This window comes from Salipiger sp. PrR003 (assembly GCF_010500785.1).
Classification (GTDB): domain Bacteria; phylum Pseudomonadota; class Alphaproteobacteria; order Rhodobacterales; family Rhodobacteraceae; genus Salipiger; species Salipiger pacificus_A.
The window spans coordinates 115,580-131,347 of sequence record NZ_JAAGOV010000029.1 but is presented as its reverse complement, the minus strand read 5'-3'; the positions used below and the strand labels follow the sequence as shown (position 1 = coordinate 131,347).

Genomic DNA, 15,768 nt, shown 5'->3' with positions numbered 1-15,768 from the left:
CGGTTGAGGCCGGAGATTTCGAGGCGGCGCTGGCGGGAAATCAGGCGTTCCACTTCGAGCTCTACGGCGGCGCGGGCCACGCCGTCGCATTCCACGCTCTGCCTCGATGGTACGTCGAGCGCCCGGCTCGGGGAGCGCAAGCGCATCGGCGGGATCGAACGCGAGCTGATCGTCGAGGGCCCGCGCGAGGTGCCGGTGGAACTGGCGCAGGACGCGGCGGGCTGGCGGTTCGAGGCCGCCCATGACGGCTACAAGCGCAGCCACGGGCTGACCCATGCGCGCAAGCTCGAGCTGAGCCTCGACGGGCGAACCCTGGAAGGCGAGGACATGCTCTTCGCGCTGGATGCCAAGGATCGAAAGACCTTCGACAAGCGGCTCGACCGGGGCGGGCTTGAAGGGTTCCGCTATGAGATTCGCTTTCACCTGCATCCCGACGTCGATGCCGAGCTCGACATGGCCGGCGCGGCGGTCTCGCTGGGGTTGCGTTCGGGCGAGATCTGGGTGTTCCGCCCAGAACCGGGGGTGAAAATGGCGGTGGAAGACTCGGTTTACCTGGAAAATGGCCGGCTTCGGCCCCGCGGGGCGCAACAGGTCGTTTTATCCGGCCGCGTGATGGAGTATGCGACCCGCATCCGCTGGTCGCTGGCCAAGGCGCAGGACACCGCCATCGCGATCCGAGACCTTGGGCAGGACGAGCCGGATGTGACGCTCTGAACCATCTGGGACCCTCCTCATGCCTGATCTCTCCCCCGTCGCCCGCGCCCTCATTTCCGTTTCGGACAAGACCGGTCTCATCGACCTGGCCAAGGCGCTGAGCGCAAGGGGTGTCGAGCTGCTCTCGACCGGCGGATCCGCCAAGGCGATCCGCGAGGCGGGCCTCAAGGTGCGCGACGTGTCGGATGTGACCGAGTTCCCCGAGATGATGGACGGCCGCGTCAAGACGCTGCATCCGCGCGTTCATGGCGGCCTGCTGGCGCTGCGCGACAACCCCGCGCACGTCGAGGCAATGAAGGCCCACGGCATCACCGGGATCGACCTGCTGGTGGTCAACCTCTACCCGTTCGAGGAAACCGTCGCCAAGGGCGCTGACTATGACACCTGCATCGAGAACATCGACATCGGCGGCCCGGCGATGATTCGCGCGGCGGCGAAGAACCACGCCTTCGTCAACGTGGTGACCGATGTGGCCGACTACGAGGCGCTGCTGGCCGAGCTTGATGCCAACGACGGCGCCACCACCTATGCCTTCCGCCAGAAGCTCGCGCAGGTCGCCTATGCCCGCACCGGCGCCTATGACGCCGCGGTCTCGACCTGGATGGCCGGCGCGCTGAACGACGACGCCCCGCGCCGCCGGGTTTTCTCGGGCGAGATCGCCCAGACCCTGCGCTACGGCGAGAACCCGCACCAGAAGGCTGCCTTCTACCGCGACGGTTCGGAGCGCCCGGGCGTGGCGACCGCTGTGCAGCATCAGGGCAAGGAACTGAGCTACAACAACATCAACGACACCGACGCCGCCTTCGAGCTGGTTTCGGAGTTCCTGCCCGCGGATGGGCCGGCCTGCGCGATCATCAAGCACGCCAACCCCTGCGGCGTCGCCAAGGGCGCGACCCTGCTGGAAGCATATCAGAAGGCGTTTGACTGTGACCGTACCTCGGCCTTCGGCGGCATCGTCGCGCTGAACATGCCGCTCGACGCCGAGACCGCCGAAGCGATCACCGAGATTTTCACCGAGGTGGTGATCGCGCCCGGCGCCGATGATGCCGCCAAGGAGATCTTCGCCAAGAAGAAGAACCTGCGCCTGCTGACCACCGACGGGCTTGCCGACACCTCCGAGCCGGGCCTCGCCTACCGCCAAGTCTCGGGCGGGATGCTCGTGCAGGACAAGGACAACGGCACGATCACGCTGGACGATCTGAAGGTGGTGACCAAGAAGCAGCCGTCGGACGAGGAACTGCTGGACCTGCTCTTTGCCTGGAAGGTCGCCAAGCACGTCAAGTCGAACGCCATCGTCTACGTCAAGAACGGCGCCACCGTCGGTGTCGGTGCGGGCCAGATGAGCCGCGTCGACTCGGCGCTGATCGCCGCCAAGAAGGCCGAGCGCATGGCCGAGGCCCTCGGCCTCGACACGCCGCTCACGCAGGGCTCGGCGGTCGCCTCGGACGCCTTCTTCCCCTTCCCCGACGGGCTGATGGAAGCGGCGGCCGCGGGCGCGACCACGGTGATCCAGCCGGGCGGGTCGATGCGCGACGACGAGGTGATCGCGGCGGCCGACGAGGCTGGGCTCGCGATGGTCTTCACCGGGATGCGCCACTTCCGCCACTGATCCAGCGCGCATCGCAGGGCTGACAGGGGAGGCGGGCCGTGGCCCGCCTCTCTTTTTATGCCCGGGGTACGCTCAGTCGGGCAGCCGGTAGGCGATGATCGCGTCGCTGACCCCGGTTTCCATCGCGTGATGGCCCGTGGCGGCGATCAGCACGTATTGCCGGCCGTCCACCTCGTAGCTGATCGGGTTGGCCTGCCCGCCCGCGGGCAGCGCGTCGGTCCAGAGGTTCTCGCCGGTTTCGATGTCGATGGCGCGGAAGAGATTGTCGACGGCCGCCCCGATGAAGATCAGCCCCGAGGCGGTGAGTACCGCGCCACCATTGTTCGGTGTGCCGATCTTCAGCGGCAGCCGCGACGGCAGGCCGAAGGGGCCATTGCGCCGGGCGGTGCCAAGCGGCGTGTCCCAGACCGGCTCACCCGTCGCGAGGTCGATGGCGGTGATCCCGCCATAGGGCGGCTGGGTGCAGGGAAGTTCGGTGAGGCCTGATCGCCACCCGGCGTTGGTCGTCACCCCGTAGGGCGCGCCGACTTGCGGCTGGCCGCGCCCTACGGCGCGCTCAGGGCTGCCGATCGGCCGCATGCCCTCGGCGTCGGCCTCAGCGCGAGGCACCAGCCGGGTGAGATTGGGAATGTCGTTGTAGTTGGCGATGAGCAGCCCGCGGGACGTGTCCACCGCCACCGAGCCCCAGTCGTTGCCCCCGTAATAGCCCGGGTACTGGATGTAATTCCGGGTCGAGGGCGGGGTCAGGTAGCCGTCGTAGACCATCTGCCGGAAACGGATGCGGCAATAGAGCTGGTCGATGGGGGTGATCCCCCACATCCGCTTCTCGGTCAGCGGCGGCTTGCGCAGGGTCGCCCAGAGGGACACCGGCTGGCTGTCGGCGACGAAGTCCGGCTCGATCTCGCCCTGCGGCAGGTCGGTGAGCTCGCCCACCGGGGTGAGCGGCGCACCGGTCTCGCGGTTGAGGATGTAGAGATCCCCCTGTTTCGAGGACAGCAGGATTGCCGGTTCGCCCTTGTAATCCAGCAGCGTCGGCTGCGCGCCGAGGTCGTAGTCCCACACGTCGTGCCGCAGGGTCTGGAAATGCCAGAGCTCCTCGCCCGTGGCGGCATCCAGTGCGACCAGAGAGGTGGCGTAGGCATTTTCTGCCTCCGAGCGGTTGGAGCCGTAGTAGTCCACCGCGGAATTGCCGAGCGGAAGGTAGACGATGCCGCGCAGCTCGTCGGCGGTGGCGGTGGTCCACATGTTGGGCGTACCGCGGGTGTAGGTCTTGCCCTCGGGCGGGCCGCCGCGCATCTCCTCGGGTGCGGCCAAGTCCCAGGCCCAGGCGAGCGCGCCGGTCACCGCGTCGAAGCCGCGCACCACGCCCGAGGGGGCGTCCTCGGCCTGTCCGTCCTTGACCTGTGCGCCGGTGACCACGATGCCGCCGACGATGGTGGGCGCGGCGGTGACCGCGTAGAAGCCCGGCACCTTTTCGCCGATGCCCTCCCAGAGATCGACCTGTCCGCCGCTGCCGAAGTCCGTGCAGGGCTCCCCGGTCTCGACGTCGAGCGCGATCAGGCGGGCATCGAGCGTGGCCTCGATCACCCGCACCTTGCAGGCCTCGCCCTCGGGCCTGTCCGGATCGGTATAGGCGGCCACACCGCGGCAGGTTGCCCCATAGGGGATCGCCTCGCGCGGGACCTCGGGATCGAAGCGCCAGCGCTCCTCGCCGGTTGCCGCGTCGATCGAGATCATCCTGTTCATCGCGGTGCACATGACGAGACTGTCGCCGATCTTCAGCGGCGTCGTCTCGGCGGCGTATCTGCCGGCGCCGTCGCCGGGGGGCAGATCGCCGGTGTGGAAGACGAAGGCGCGCTCGAGCTGTCCGACATTCGCGGGGGTGATCTGGGTCAGCGGCGAAAAGCGCTGTGCCATGCCGTCGCCGCCATAATAGGGCCAGTCCGCGCCGACGGGTATCGGCATCGCCCGTTCGGGCGGCGGCTCGGATGCGCCGCCGTCCTGGGCAAGCACGGAGGGTGCGGCAAGGCTGAGCACGGCGCCCGCAAAGGAGGCCAGCAAGCCGCGCCCGGGCGTTTGGAGAAAACGGATCATCGACATGTACCTCCTACAAGAGCTTTGGCCCGGGGCTCTGTGGGTCTTGATCGGGTCTTCAGGAAGGGCGGCGCCTGTTTCGGACAAGGGTCGGGAGGCAGGCCAGCATGAGAAGCAGGATCACGGTCGGGGACAGCATCCGCGGCAGCTGCGCCCACCAGTCGCTGCCGCTCTCCCACCAGGCCCAGCCAAGCGTTCCGATCCAGACGAGCAGGTAAAGCCACAGCGCCTTCAGGCTGCCGCGATTGAGCAGCGCCCCGGAGAGGACAAGGCCGAGCCCCGCGAGCGCGTAGTACCAGCTTCCGCCCAGGGAGATCAGCCAGAGACCGCCAGCCAGAAGCACGAGGCCCAGCAGAACGCAGCCCCATCCAAGGAGTTTTACACCCCAGCCGACGGAGGATCTCTGAGAGGGAGAAGAAATGCTTGTCACAATTGGCGCTCACTCATCAGAATTCTGAAAAAGGAACCGGCGAAAATTAATTGCCACAAGAAATAGATATTCAGTCGCCGGAATGTCGACAAGCATCATGATGCCGCGGGCGCGAAAAAGATCTCTCTTGGGTGGACTCGGGAAATTCGCAGGCAACCGGCGGGAGCAGAGCCAACTGGACTTGGCTTGGCGTTGCCCGTGGCGTCTCACCCTAACGTGGTCCCCGAAGTCGCGCGGGTGACCGGAGAGTGATCGTGACCAATTCCGCGCAATTCACCCCGGCGCCGATTCGTGAAATGATGGGGTCGGCGGCGGCGGAGCGCTGCCTTATTTTTGGGAGTGATTGGCGTGAAGGTATTTTTGGGGGCTGCCCTCGCGGCGGCGGCGACCTTTCTTTGCCTGCCCGGAGTTGCGGCGGGCCAGGAGGCGGAACGCGCGGTTCTGAAAGCCCTGCTGTCGGGCGGCACCGGGGATGTCGAAGTCACCGAGGATTTCGCCCGCGCCGTCCCCAAAGCCCAGCTCGATGGCCTGCTCGAGACCTTGAGGGCGCAGGTCGGCCCGGTCGAGCAGATCGAGCTTGTCGACGGCAGCGGCACGCTGCGCAGCGCGACCTACCAGGTGCCGGTGAAGATCACCCTTGATCCCGAGGGGCGGATCGCCGGGCTCCGCCTCGGTGCGCCCGAGCCGCTGGTCGCCGATCTGCGCGCGGCTGTGGCAGGGCTGGAGGGGCTAGGGGCCGAGGTCTCCTGGCTGGTGACCCGCGAGGGCGAGGTTCTGGCGGCGGGCGGCGCATCGCATCCGCTGGCGGTCGGCTCCGCCTTCAAGCTGGGGATCCTGTCGGTGCTGGCCCGCGACGTGCGTGCGGGCAAGACCGATTGGGATCGTGTGCTGCGGCTTGGCGACGGGCATCGGTCGCTGCCCTCGGGGCGACTTCAGGATTTCCCCGAAGAGGCGCCGGTGACGTTGCACACCGCCGCGCTGCTGATGATCGCCGAGAGCGACAACACCGCCACCGACCTGCTTCTCGACTTGCTCGGGCGCGACACCGTGGCCGAGGAACTGGCGATTGCGCCGGAGGCAATGCTCTCGACCCGCGAGTTCTTTGCCCTCAAGAGCGATCCCGCAGCGGCCCGGGCCTGGCTCGACGCCGAGCCCGAGGACCGCTCCGGCATTGCCGCCGAGACCGCGTCGACGCCCCCCGATCCTGCCGGGGCCGCCGCGCATTCGGTGCCGGGGATCGAGTGGTACCTGCCGCTCGAGCAGCTCTGCGCGCTGCTGCTGCCCATGGCGGACCTGCCGATGCTGCAGCTCAATCCCGGGCCCGCCTACGGACTGGGTCCCGCCGCCTACAAGGGCGGCTCGGAGCCCGGGGTGCTGAATTTCACCGTGGCGCTGCGCGACGCCGAGGAGAGACCCCTGTGCGCGGCGCTGACGGTGAACGATCCGGGGGTGATCGACGAGCAGGCGGCGACGGGCGCCTTCCGCGCATTGTTGCGCCGGGCGCTCGCACACCCCTGAACCAGGCAGGGCTTTTCCTCGCGGCGCGCAGCCTGTAGACCGGGGCGGAAACCCGGGGCGCGGCCCCGGCGCAAGGAGAGTTCATGCGGCTGGTACTGGTGACGGCGGCGATCACCTTCGTGGTGGATCAGCTTTCGAAATGGCTCGTGGTGCACGTGATGGGGCTGGCGCAGCGCTTGTCGATCGACGTGCTGCCGCCATTCCTCAACTTCCGTATGGCGTGGAATCGCGGGGTCAACTTCGGCCTCTTCGCGGATGATGCCGCCGCTGCGCGCTGGACGCTGATCGCCGTGGCGCTGGGGATCGTGCTCTTCGTCTCGGTCTGGCTGCGGCGTGATCCGCCGGGGCGGCTGGGCTTGATCTCGGGCGGGCTGCTGATCGGTGGCGCGCTCGGCAACGTGATCGACCGGCTGCTCTACGGCGCCGTGGCGGATTTCCTCAACATGTCCTGCTGTGGGCTGAACAACCCCTTTGCCTTCAACGTCGCCGATATCGCGATCTTCGCGGGGGCGATCGGGCTGGTGCTCTTCTCCGGCGGGACCGAGGCGGGCAAGCGCGGGAAAAAGGCCCCGTGACGGGGCAGGCTGGATCGTATAGATCCGGGCGAAAGGCAAGAACCGGAGAATGGCCATGAAGCTGCCGCATCTCGTGCTGATGCTCGGACTTACCGGGCTCGTCGCCTGTACGACGAGTGATCGCACGCTGCACCAAATGCGCAACAACCGCGGCACCCCCGAGGAGTTCGCCATCGTGCCGAACAAGCCGCTGGAGATGCCGCAGAGCTTTGCCGAGCTGCCGACGCCAACGCCCGGCAGCGCCAACCGCACCGACCAGACGCCGCTCGCGGACGCCGTCGCGGCGCTTGGCGGCAACCCGGCGCAGCTGGCGGTTGGAGAGGTGCCATCCCGCGATGCCGCGCTGGTGAACCGCGCCTCGCGCTACGGCCGCGATGGCGACATCCGCACGCGGCTCGCCGTCGAGGACGCCCAGTTCCGCCGCGACAGCTCGGTGTTCAACTGGAAGCTCTTCAAGGACAACGAGTATAACAAGGTCTACCGCGACCAGATACTCGACCCCAATGCTGCGTTGACCGCCTACCGCAAGGCGGGCGCCCGCACCCCCTCTGCGCCGCCCCCCGCCGACTGAGCGCGCGGCACATCACGAAACCGCAAGCCCAGCTTGGAATGACTGCCCCCGCCCCGTAGGTTGGGGGCAGATGTCGTTTCAGCCGAGGAATGGGGGCTTGCAGATGAAGTCATGGAGCGCGGCGCTGGCCGTGATGGTGCTGTCGGCAATGCCGCTGCGGGCGGAGACAGCCGGAATCCTCCCCGAGAAGACGCCGGTCACCACCTTCTCGCTCGACAACGGCATGGACGTGGTCGTGGTCGAGGATCACCGGGCGCCGGTCGTCGTGCATATGGTCTGGTACAAGGCGGGCTCCGCCGACGAGACCGCGGGCAGCTCGGGCGTGGCGCATTTCCTCGAACACCTGCTCTTCAAGGGCACCGACACGCTGGCGCCGGGCGAGTTTTCCAAGATTGTCGCCCGCAATGGCGGCACCGACAATGCCTTCACCTCCTATGACCAGACCGCCTATCACCAGCGCGTTGCCGCCGACCGGCTTGGGCTGATGATGGAGATGGAAGCCGACCGCATGGTCAACCTGCAGCTCGACGAGCAGGATATCCTCACCGAGCGCGACGTGATCATCGAGGAGCGCAACATGCGCACCGAGAATGACCCGGGCGCGCTGCTGCGCGAGCAGATGGGCGCGGCGCTCTACCTCAACCACCGCTACGGCGTGCCGGTGATCGGCTGGCGCGAGGAGATGGAGCAGCTCGATCTCGACGATGCGCTGGCGTTCTATCACCGCAATTACGCTCCCAACAACGCGATCCTTGTCGTCGCCGGGGACACCACGCCCGATGAGGTACGCACGCTGGCCGAGCAGACGTACGGCAAGCTGCCGGCCAACCCCGAGGTCGGTGCCCCGCGCGACCGCCCTCAGGAGCCGCGGCAGATGGCCGAACGCCGGTTGCGCTTCGAGGACCCGCGCGTCGCGCAGCCCTATGTGATGCGCCGCTACCTTGCGCCCGAGCGCGACCCCGGCAACCAGGAAGAGGCCGCGGCGCTGACCCTGCTTGCCGAGATCCTCGGCGGCGGGCAGACCTCGGTGCTGAACCAGAAGCTGCAGTTCGAACAGCACAAGGCGATCTACGTCGGGGCCTTCTACGATGGCACCTCCTATGATGATGGCAGCTTCGGCTTCGGCATCGTGCCTGCGCCCGGCGTGACGCTGGAGGAGGCCGAGGCGGCGCTCGATGCCGAACTGGCGGCCTTCCTCGAGACCGGCTGCGATCCTGAGCAGCTCGAACGGATCAAGTTCCAGGCCCGCGCCTCCGAGATCTACGACCGCGACGACGTGGCCAGCGTGGCGCAGCGCTACGGCAATGCGCTGACCTCCGGCCTGACGGTCGAGGACGTGCAGGCCTGGCCCGAGATCCTGCAGGGCGTGACCAGCGAACAGATCGTCGCCGCCGCGCGCAAGGTCTTCGACAAGCGCCATTCGGTCACGGGCTACCTGACCACCCCCGCCGACGCCGCGCCGGAGGCCGCTCCCGCCGCCATGTCGCTGCCGCAGACTGATGCCGAAGAGGTGACCCAATGACGTTCCGCATCGTGACCGGCCCGCTGATCGCCGCGGCGGCCTCGCTCTGGCTGGCGCTGCCCGCCGCCGCCGAGATCGACATCCAGCAGGTCGAGACTCCGCTGGGCTTCAAGGCCTGGCTGGTCGAGGAACCCTCGATCCCCTTCACCGCGCTGGAGATCCGCTTCAAGGGCGGCGCGGCGCTGGACGCGCCGGGCAAGCGCGGCGCGACAAACCTGATGGTCGGGCTGCTGGAAGAGGGCGCCGGCGCCTATGATGCCCAGGGTTTCGCCGCCGAGTCGGAGTCGCTCGCCGCGAGCTTCGGCTACGATTCGAGCCAGGACGCGGTCTCGGTCTCGGCGCGCTTTCTCACCGAAAACCGCGACGACGCAGTCGAGTTGCTGCGCCAAAGCCTGATCGAGCCGAGCTTTTCCGAAGCCGCGCTGACGCGGGTTCGGGCGCAAGTGATCTCGGGGATCCGCAGCGATGCCAAGGACCCCGACAGCATCGCCAGCGCGACATTCGACGCCGAGGTCTTCGGCGACCACCCCTATGCGACCGATGCCTCGGGCACGGTCGAGAGCGTCCGCGCGCTCACCCGTGACGACATCGTCGACGCCTGGAAAGGCGCCATGGCCAAGGACCGGGTCTATATCGCCGCGACCGGCGACATCTCGCCCGAGGAGCTCTCGGCGCTGATCGACAATCTTCTGGCCGACCTGCCCGACACCGGTGCACCTCTGCCCCAGGATTTTGACGTGCAGACCACGGCAGGGATCACGGTCGTGCCCTTCGAGACACCGCAGTCGGTGGCCCTCTTCGGACAGAAGGGGCTGAAGCGCGACGATCCGGACTTCTTCGCGGCTTATGTGATGAACACCATTCTCGGCGGTGGCGGCTTCGAGGCGCGGCTGATGAACGAGGTGCGCGAAAAGCGCGGCCTGACCTACGGCGTCTATTCCTACATCGTGCCAATGGACCATGCCGAGCTCTACCTCGGCCACGTCGCCTCGGCCAATGACCGCATCGGCGAGGCCATAGACGTCATCAAGGACGAATGGGCCAAGCTTGCCGAGAACGGCGTCACCGAGGCGGAGCTCGACCAGGCCAAGACCTATCTCACCGGTGCCTACCCGCTGCGCTTCGACGGCAACGGGCCAATCGCCGATATCCTCGTCGGCATGCAGATGGACGGGCTCACCCCCGATTACATCGCCACCCGCAACGACGAAATCGAGGCGGTGACCCTCGAGGACGTGAAACGCGTCGCCGCCCGCGTGCTGAAGCCCGACGCGCTGCGCTTTGTCGTTGTCGGCGAGCCCGAGGGCGTGGAGAGCACCGAGCCCGAGTGAGCCCCCTTCGCGGGAAAAGCCCTGGGCACAAGACAAAGGCGGGTCCGACATCGGACCCGCCTTCTCTCATTCAGGTTTCCCCCGGGGGCGTCTTGTGGGCGGATACATAACGGAGGAGCGGAGGCAGTGCCTCCACTCTATCCGTCGCTGGACTTCAGCCCAGCAGCCCGGCGTGACGCAATGCCGCGTCGATGCGGGCGCGCACCGGCTCGGTCACTGGCAGCAGCGGCAGGCGCACTTCCTCGTTGCAGAGGCCCAGACGGCTCATGGCGTATTTTGCGCCGCAGACGCCCGGCTCGGCAAAGATCGCCTGGTGAAGCGGCATCAGCTTGTCCTGCAGTTCCAGCGCCTTGGCATAGTCGCCCGCGAGCGTGGCCGCCTGCATCTGGGCGCAGAGCGCCGGGGCGACGTTCGCGGTCACCGAGATGCAGCCGATGCCGCCCTGGGCGTTGAAGCCATGCGCGGTGGCGTCCTCTCCCGAGATCTGCAGGAAGTCCGTGCCGCAGGTGATACGCTGTGCGCAGACCCGTGCCAGATCGCCGGTGGCGTCCTTGACGCCGACGATACGCGGCAGTTTGGCCAGCTCGCCCATGGTGGCGGGGGACATGTCGACCACCGATCGGCCGGGAATGTTGTAGATGATGATCGGAAGGTTCGCGGCGTCATGCACGGCGGTGAAATGCGCGATCAGCCCGGCCTGGGTCGGCTTGTTGTAATATGGGGTGACCACCAGCGCTGCCTGCGCGCCGACCTTTTCGGCGAACTGCATGAAGTGGATCGCCTCGGCGGTCGAATTCGACCCCGCGCCAGCGATCACCGGGATCCGGCCCGCGGCGGTTTTCACCACGCAGTCGATGACTGCCTCGTGTTCCTCGTAGCTGAGGGTTGGGCTCTCGCCGGTCGTCCCCACGGGCACCAGTGCCGAGCTGCCCTCGGCCACGTGCCAGTCCACGAGTTTCTTGAGCGCGTCGAAATCCACGACGCCGTCCTTGAACGGCGTGACCAGTGCTGGCATCGAACCTTTGAACATGACACGCTCCTTTAATGTTTATGTGTTCGCTTCGTAGCTGCGAGACCCCGGGCTGGAGGGAATGTGAATTGGATCACCCCCTGCCACGCGGTAATCTCCGCGGCGTGTCTATTCCTTTTCGTCAAGGAAATTGCAAGCTCATGTCGCGCCTCCGCGCCGCTCTCTTCGTGCTTCTTGCCCTGATTGCCACGCCTGCCCTGCCCGACGAGCGCCCGCTCGCCAAGGCCATGGCGGACATGCGGTCGGGCAACTGGGCCTCCGCTCTTATCGAGTCGCGGGGCGACGGCCAGGCCGCGCTCGACGTGGTGCTCTGGCACTACCTGCGCGCCAGCCGGGGCAACGCCGCCCAGGTGATGGATTTCATCACGCGCAACCCCGACTGGCCGGGCATGCCCTACCTGCGCGAGAAGTCCGAGATCGCCATTTCGGAATCCGATCTCGGCACCATCCGCGCGTTCTTCTCGGGCTACCTTCCGCAGACCGGCGCCGGGGCGCTGGCGCTGGCGCGCGCGCATCTGGCCGAGGGGCAACGCGGCGCCGCCGAGGCCGACGTCGTCATGGCCTGGCGCACCCTGCCGCTCAGCGCCGAAGAGCGCGCGACGTTCCTGCGCGACTGGCCCGATCTGCTGAAACCGCATCACGAGGCGCGGCTCGACATGGCGCTCTGGCAGGGCTGGGAGGACAATGCGCGGGCGCTTCTGCCGCTGGTCTCGGACGGCTGGCGCAAGCTCGCGGAGGCGCGGCTGGCGCTGCGCGCGCTGGATCCGGGCGTCGATAGCCGCATCGAAGCGGTGCCCGCGGCGCTGGCGAACGATCCGGGGCTGGCCTATGAGCGCTACCTCTGGCGTCTCCGCAAGGGCCGCGACGACGATGCCATCTCGCTGCTGCTCGAACGCTCGAGCAGTGCCGAGGCGCTTGGCGAGCCCTGGGCCTGGGCCGGGCGGCGCGACGACCTGGCGCACCAAAAAATGCGCCGGGGCGATGCCGAAACCGCCTATGCCATTGCCTCGCGTCACGGGCTGACCGAGGGCGACCAATACGCCGCGCTGGAATGGCTCTCTGGCTTCATCGCGCTGCGCTTCCTCGAAGATCCGCAGACCGCGCTGCGCCACTTCCGCAACCACGACGGGGCGGTGACCTCGCCAATCTCCAAGGGCCGTGCGGGCTACTGGATGGGCCGCGCGCTGGAAGAGCTGGGCGACACCGAGGGGGCGAAGCAGGCCTATGCGCAGGGCGCGCGCTACCAGACCTCCTTCTACGGGCTATTGGCGGCGGAGCGTGGCGGCATCGCGTCCGACCCGAAGCTGGCGGGAACCGAGAGCTTCCCCGACTGGCGCGCGGCGCCGTTTACCCAAAGCAGCGTCTACAGCGCCGCGATCCTGCTGCTGGCGTCGGGCGAGACGTCGCTGGGCGAGCGCTTCCTGACCCATCTCGCCGAAGGGCTCGACCGGCAGCAGATCGGCCAGCTCGGACAGATGCTGGCACAGATGCAGCGTCCGCACGTCGAGGTCATGGTCGGCAAGCGCGCGGCGCAATATGGGCTCGAGCTGGCCGGCCCCTACTACGCGCTGCACCCGGACCTGCTGAAGGTGGATTTCCCGGTCCCGCGTGAGATGGTGCTGTCGATCGCGCGGCGCGAGTCCGAGTTCGATCCGCGCGTGGTCTCGGGCGCAGGCGCGCGCGGGTTGATGCAGCTGATGCCCGGCACCGCCAAGGAGGTCGCGGGCTGGCTCGGCGTGCCCTACAGTTTCGAGGGCCTGCTGGACAACCCGGGCTACAACGCCAAGCTCGGCGCGCGCTACCTGCAGAGCCTGTCGCAGCAGTTCGACGGCAACCCGGTGATGATGGCGGCGGGCTACAACGCCGGGCCGTCGCGCCCGGTGAGCTGGATGAAGATCTTCGGCAACCCGCTGAAGGGTGAGATCGACATGATCGACTGGATCGAGCTGATCCCCTTCACCGAGACCCGCAACTACGTGATGCGGGTGACCGAGAGCCTGCCGGTCTACCGCGCGCGGCTGGGACTCGAGCCGCACCCAGTGCCGTTCAGCGAGGAGCTGACCGGCCATACGCTGCGGGTGGGGCAGTAGAAGCGCCCGGCGTGACGTGGCCTCACCCCTTCGCGCCGAGGCCCATCTGCATCAGCGTCTTGCGCACGGATTTGACGCCGTAGAGCGCATCCAGCGCCGTGGCGCGCGCGTCGCGCAGCAGCGGGGTCGACAGCATCGAGGCGCGGTTCAGCGCGGTGATCCCGGCGACGCGGGCACGGATGTCGGGCATCCGCTTGCGGGCGTAGGCGTCGAGCATCGACGCCTCGCCAAGCGCCTCGGGGCGCGCCACCGCGAGATCGTGCAGCACCTTCATGTCGGCCAGAGACATGTTCAGCCCCTGCGCGCCGATGGGGGGCACCACATGCGCCGCCTCGGCCACAAGCGCGAGGCGCTGGCCGGTCAGGCTCTCGGCGTGCTGCGCGATGATCGGCCAGATGGTGCGGCGCGAGGCCAGCTTCAGCGGGCCGAAATGGTGGCAGGACCGTTCGGACATGGCGGCCTCGAAGGCGGCCTCGTCCAAGGCCATCAGCGCCTCGGCCTTTGGCCCTTCCTCCATCCACACGACCGCCGAGGAGGGCTGGCCCTCGAAATCGGGCAGGGGAACCAGCGTGAACGGCCCGCCGGTTCGGTGAATTTCCGTCGAGACATTGCCATGCGGGATCGGGTGGGTGGTGGCGAAGGCAAGCGCCTTCTGTCCGAAGCGGGTGGTCTTCACGCCGATCCCCGCGGCCTCGCGCATCGGCGAATTGCGTCCGTCCGCGGCAATTACCAGCCGGGTGCGGATACGCCGGCCATCGCTGAGCGTGACGCGGGCCTCGGCCTCGCGGGTGAAGAGTGCGGTCGTGGCGGTGCCGGGCAGGAAGGTGACGCGCTCCATCCCGTGCAGGTGGGCCGACAGCTCGCGCCGCAGCAGCCAGTTGGGAAGGTTCCAGCCAAACGGCAGCTCGGAGATCTCGGCGCTGTCGAAATCCTTGACGATGCGGGGCTCGGGCAGCTCGCCGCCGGCGTCGACGATGCGCATCACCTGCAGCGGCATGGCGTGTGGGGCGAGGCGCTCCCAGAGGCCCGCCTCGGCGAGAAACGCCTGCGCCGGTTGCAGGAAGGCGGTGCTGCGCAGGTCGGCGCCCTGCGCCTCGCGCTCTGTCACCGGCGGCGCCGGATCGACGCAGAGCACGGAGAAGCCGGCGTTGCCGAAGGCGGCGGCCGCGGTGAGCCCGGCGATCCCGCCGCCCGAGATGAGAATGTCGTAATCCATGACCGCTCTCCTTTGCGCCCTTATCTAGGGCAGGCGGGCGGCCATGACCATGCGGCTTACTTGCCGACGGTGATCCAGAGCAGCATGAAGTAGCACACCGGCACCAGCGCCAGCGCGGTCATGGCAAGGCCCACGAGGCCGAAGGCCAGGGTGTTGACCACGGCGATCACCAGCAGCAGCGCGGCCACGAGGAAGAAGACGGCCTCGCCGCGAAGTCCGCGCTTGGCGGGGGCGTGGGTGTCCTGAACGGTGGTGAAGTCGGCTGCGGTCATGGGACTCTCCTGTCTGAAGCTGGGCAGGAGATAGGCAGGGAGCCTGCGTGCTCCCATGCCGAAAAATGTCGCAGCCCCCGCGCCGCGGCGGCGAGGCGGCCGCGGCGGCTCAGGAAAGCCGGGCGAGGAAAGCTGTCAGATCGTCCGTATGATGCTGGATATGTTCGCCTTGTCCGCGTTCGGGGGCGACATGGACGGTGCGCATGCCCATGGCGTGGGGTGCGGCAAGATTACGCGGATCGTCCTCGAACATCGCCGCGGTGCCGGTGTCGGTGCGGGAAAGGGCAAAGACCGTCTCGAAGGCCCTCGGCTCGGGCTTGGGGAGATATCCGGCGTGTTCGACGCCATAGATCGCATCGAAAGCGGCCGCGAGCCCGCGCGCTTCCAGCACCCGCGCCGCGTAGGGCGCGCTGCCGTTGGTGTAGACGATCTTGCGCCCCGGCAGGTTCGCGATCAGCTCGGCAAGGCGCGGGTCGGGCTCGAGTGCGTCGAAGGAGATGTCATGCACCTCGGTCAGATAGGCTTCGGGGTCGAGCTGGTGGTTTGCCATCAGCCCGGCCAGCGTCGTGCCGTGGTCCATCCACCAGCGCTTGCGCAGGGTGTTGGCCTCGGCTTTGTCGGCACCCGTCACCCGCATGACCACGTCGGTCATCTTGCGCTCGATCTGGTCGAAGAGCCGCACGGCCGGCGGATAGAGCGTGTTGTCGAGGTCGAAGACCCAGTGGCGCACATGGGAGAAATGCTGCTTTACCATGGCTGCACCCTACGCTCGGGCAAGCCGGCCGGCAATGCGCGG

The 15,768-nt window shown here is 67.8% G+C and carries 14 protein-coding genes; 8 read left to right on the top strand and 6 right to left on the bottom strand.

The window, feature by feature from the left end:
* Both G0D83_RS06575 and purH read left to right on the top strand, forming a co-directional pair.
* Positions 1-714, top strand: a 714-nt coding sequence (locus tag G0D83_RS06575) for a heparinase II/III-family protein (RefSeq protein WP_203595564.1), incomplete at its 5' end; no start/stop codon positions are given.
* 19 nt (positions 715-733) lie between these two features.
* Positions 734-2,323, top strand: a complete 1,590-nt coding sequence (gene purH, locus G0D83_RS06570) for a bifunctional phosphoribosylaminoimidazolecarboxamide formyltransferase/IMP cyclohydrolase (protein ID WP_164190793.1) — start codon at positions 734-736, stop codon at positions 2,321-2,323.
* Positions 2,324-2,395: 72 nt separating this feature from the next.
* On the opposite strand, the gene G0D83_RS06565 is transcribed toward purH, so the two are convergent.
* Both G0D83_RS06565 and G0D83_RS06560 read right to left on the bottom strand, forming a co-directional pair.
* Positions 2,396-4,417 (bottom strand): pyrroloquinoline quinone-dependent dehydrogenase, encoded by a 2,022-nt coding sequence (locus G0D83_RS06565; RefSeq protein ID WP_235939606.1) that lies wholly within the window; start codon positions 4,415-4,417, stop codon positions 2,396-2,398.
* A 58-nt stretch (positions 4,418-4,475) separates the two neighbouring features.
* On the bottom strand, positions 4,476-4,838 hold the full coding sequence (locus G0D83_RS06560; protein WP_370457182.1) for a glucose dehydrogenase: 363 nt from the start codon (positions 4,836-4,838) through the stop codon (positions 4,476-4,478).
* Between the two features lie 357 nt (positions 4,839-5,195).
* On the opposite strand from G0D83_RS06560, the gene G0D83_RS06555 reads away from it, so the two are divergent.
* From G0D83_RS06555 to G0D83_RS06535, 5 genes are all read left to right on the top strand, one after another.
* Entirely contained in the window at positions 5,196-6,365 is a 1,170-nt protein-coding gene (locus tag G0D83_RS06555; protein ID WP_370457179.1) for a serine hydrolase, read from the top strand.
* 83 nt (positions 6,366-6,448) lie between these two features.
* A complete protein-coding gene (gene lspA / locus G0D83_RS06550; RefSeq protein WP_108968125.1) occupies positions 6,449-6,940 on the top strand; it encodes a signal peptidase II in 492 nt (163 codons plus the stop codon).
* Positions 6,941-6,995: 55 nt separating this feature from the next.
* A complete protein-coding gene (locus tag G0D83_RS06545) occupies positions 6,996-7,511 on the top strand; it encodes a DUF3035 domain-containing protein (RefSeq protein WP_164190783.1) in 516 nt (171 codons plus the stop codon).
* A gap of 103 nt (positions 7,512-7,614) precedes the next feature.
* Positions 7,615-9,033 (top strand): pitrilysin family protein, encoded by a 1,419-nt coding sequence (locus tag G0D83_RS06540; protein WP_164190779.1) that lies wholly within the window; start codon positions 7,615-7,617, stop codon positions 9,031-9,033.
* Entirely contained in the window at positions 9,030-10,364 is a 1,335-nt protein-coding gene (locus tag G0D83_RS06535) for a pitrilysin family protein (protein WP_164190776.1), read from the top strand. Before G0D83_RS06540 ends, G0D83_RS06535 begins: the two co-directional genes overlap by 4 nt.
* Before the next feature lie 154 nt (positions 10,365-10,518).
* Here the strand turns inward: G0D83_RS06535 and dapA are convergent, their stop codons facing one another.
* Positions 10,519-11,394, bottom strand: a complete 876-nt coding sequence (gene dapA, locus G0D83_RS06530) for a 4-hydroxy-tetrahydrodipicolinate synthase (protein WP_108968119.1) — start codon at positions 11,392-11,394, stop codon at positions 10,519-10,521.
* A 140-nt stretch (positions 11,395-11,534) separates the two neighbouring features.
* Here dapA and G0D83_RS06525 point away from each other — a divergent pair, with 140 nt between their 5' ends.
* Entirely contained in the window at positions 11,535-13,484 is a 1,950-nt protein-coding gene (locus tag G0D83_RS06525) for a lytic transglycosylase domain-containing protein (RefSeq protein ID WP_164190771.1), read from the top strand.
* Between the two features lie 22 nt (positions 13,485-13,506).
* On the opposite strand, the gene G0D83_RS06520 is transcribed toward G0D83_RS06525, so the two are convergent.
* The 3 genes from G0D83_RS06520 to G0D83_RS06510 all read right to left on the bottom strand — a co-directional run bounded on the left by G0D83_RS06520 (position 13,507) and on the right by G0D83_RS06510 (position 15,726).
* Positions 13,507-14,700: a UbiH/UbiF family hydroxylase gene (locus G0D83_RS06520; protein ID WP_164190767.1), complete on the bottom strand. Its 1,194-nt coding sequence runs from the start codon at positions 14,698-14,700 to the stop codon at positions 13,507-13,509.
* Between the two features lie 56 nt (positions 14,701-14,756).
* Positions 14,757-14,972, bottom strand: a complete 216-nt coding sequence (locus tag G0D83_RS06515) for a hypothetical protein (protein ID WP_164190763.1) — start codon at positions 14,970-14,972, stop codon at positions 14,757-14,759.
* A 109-nt stretch (positions 14,973-15,081) separates the two neighbouring features.
* Positions 15,082-15,726, bottom strand: coding sequence for a pyrimidine 5'-nucleotidase (locus G0D83_RS06510; protein WP_164190759.1), 645 nt, complete (start codon positions 15,724-15,726; stop codon positions 15,082-15,084).
* Positions 15,727-15,768: the final 42 nt, after the last annotated feature.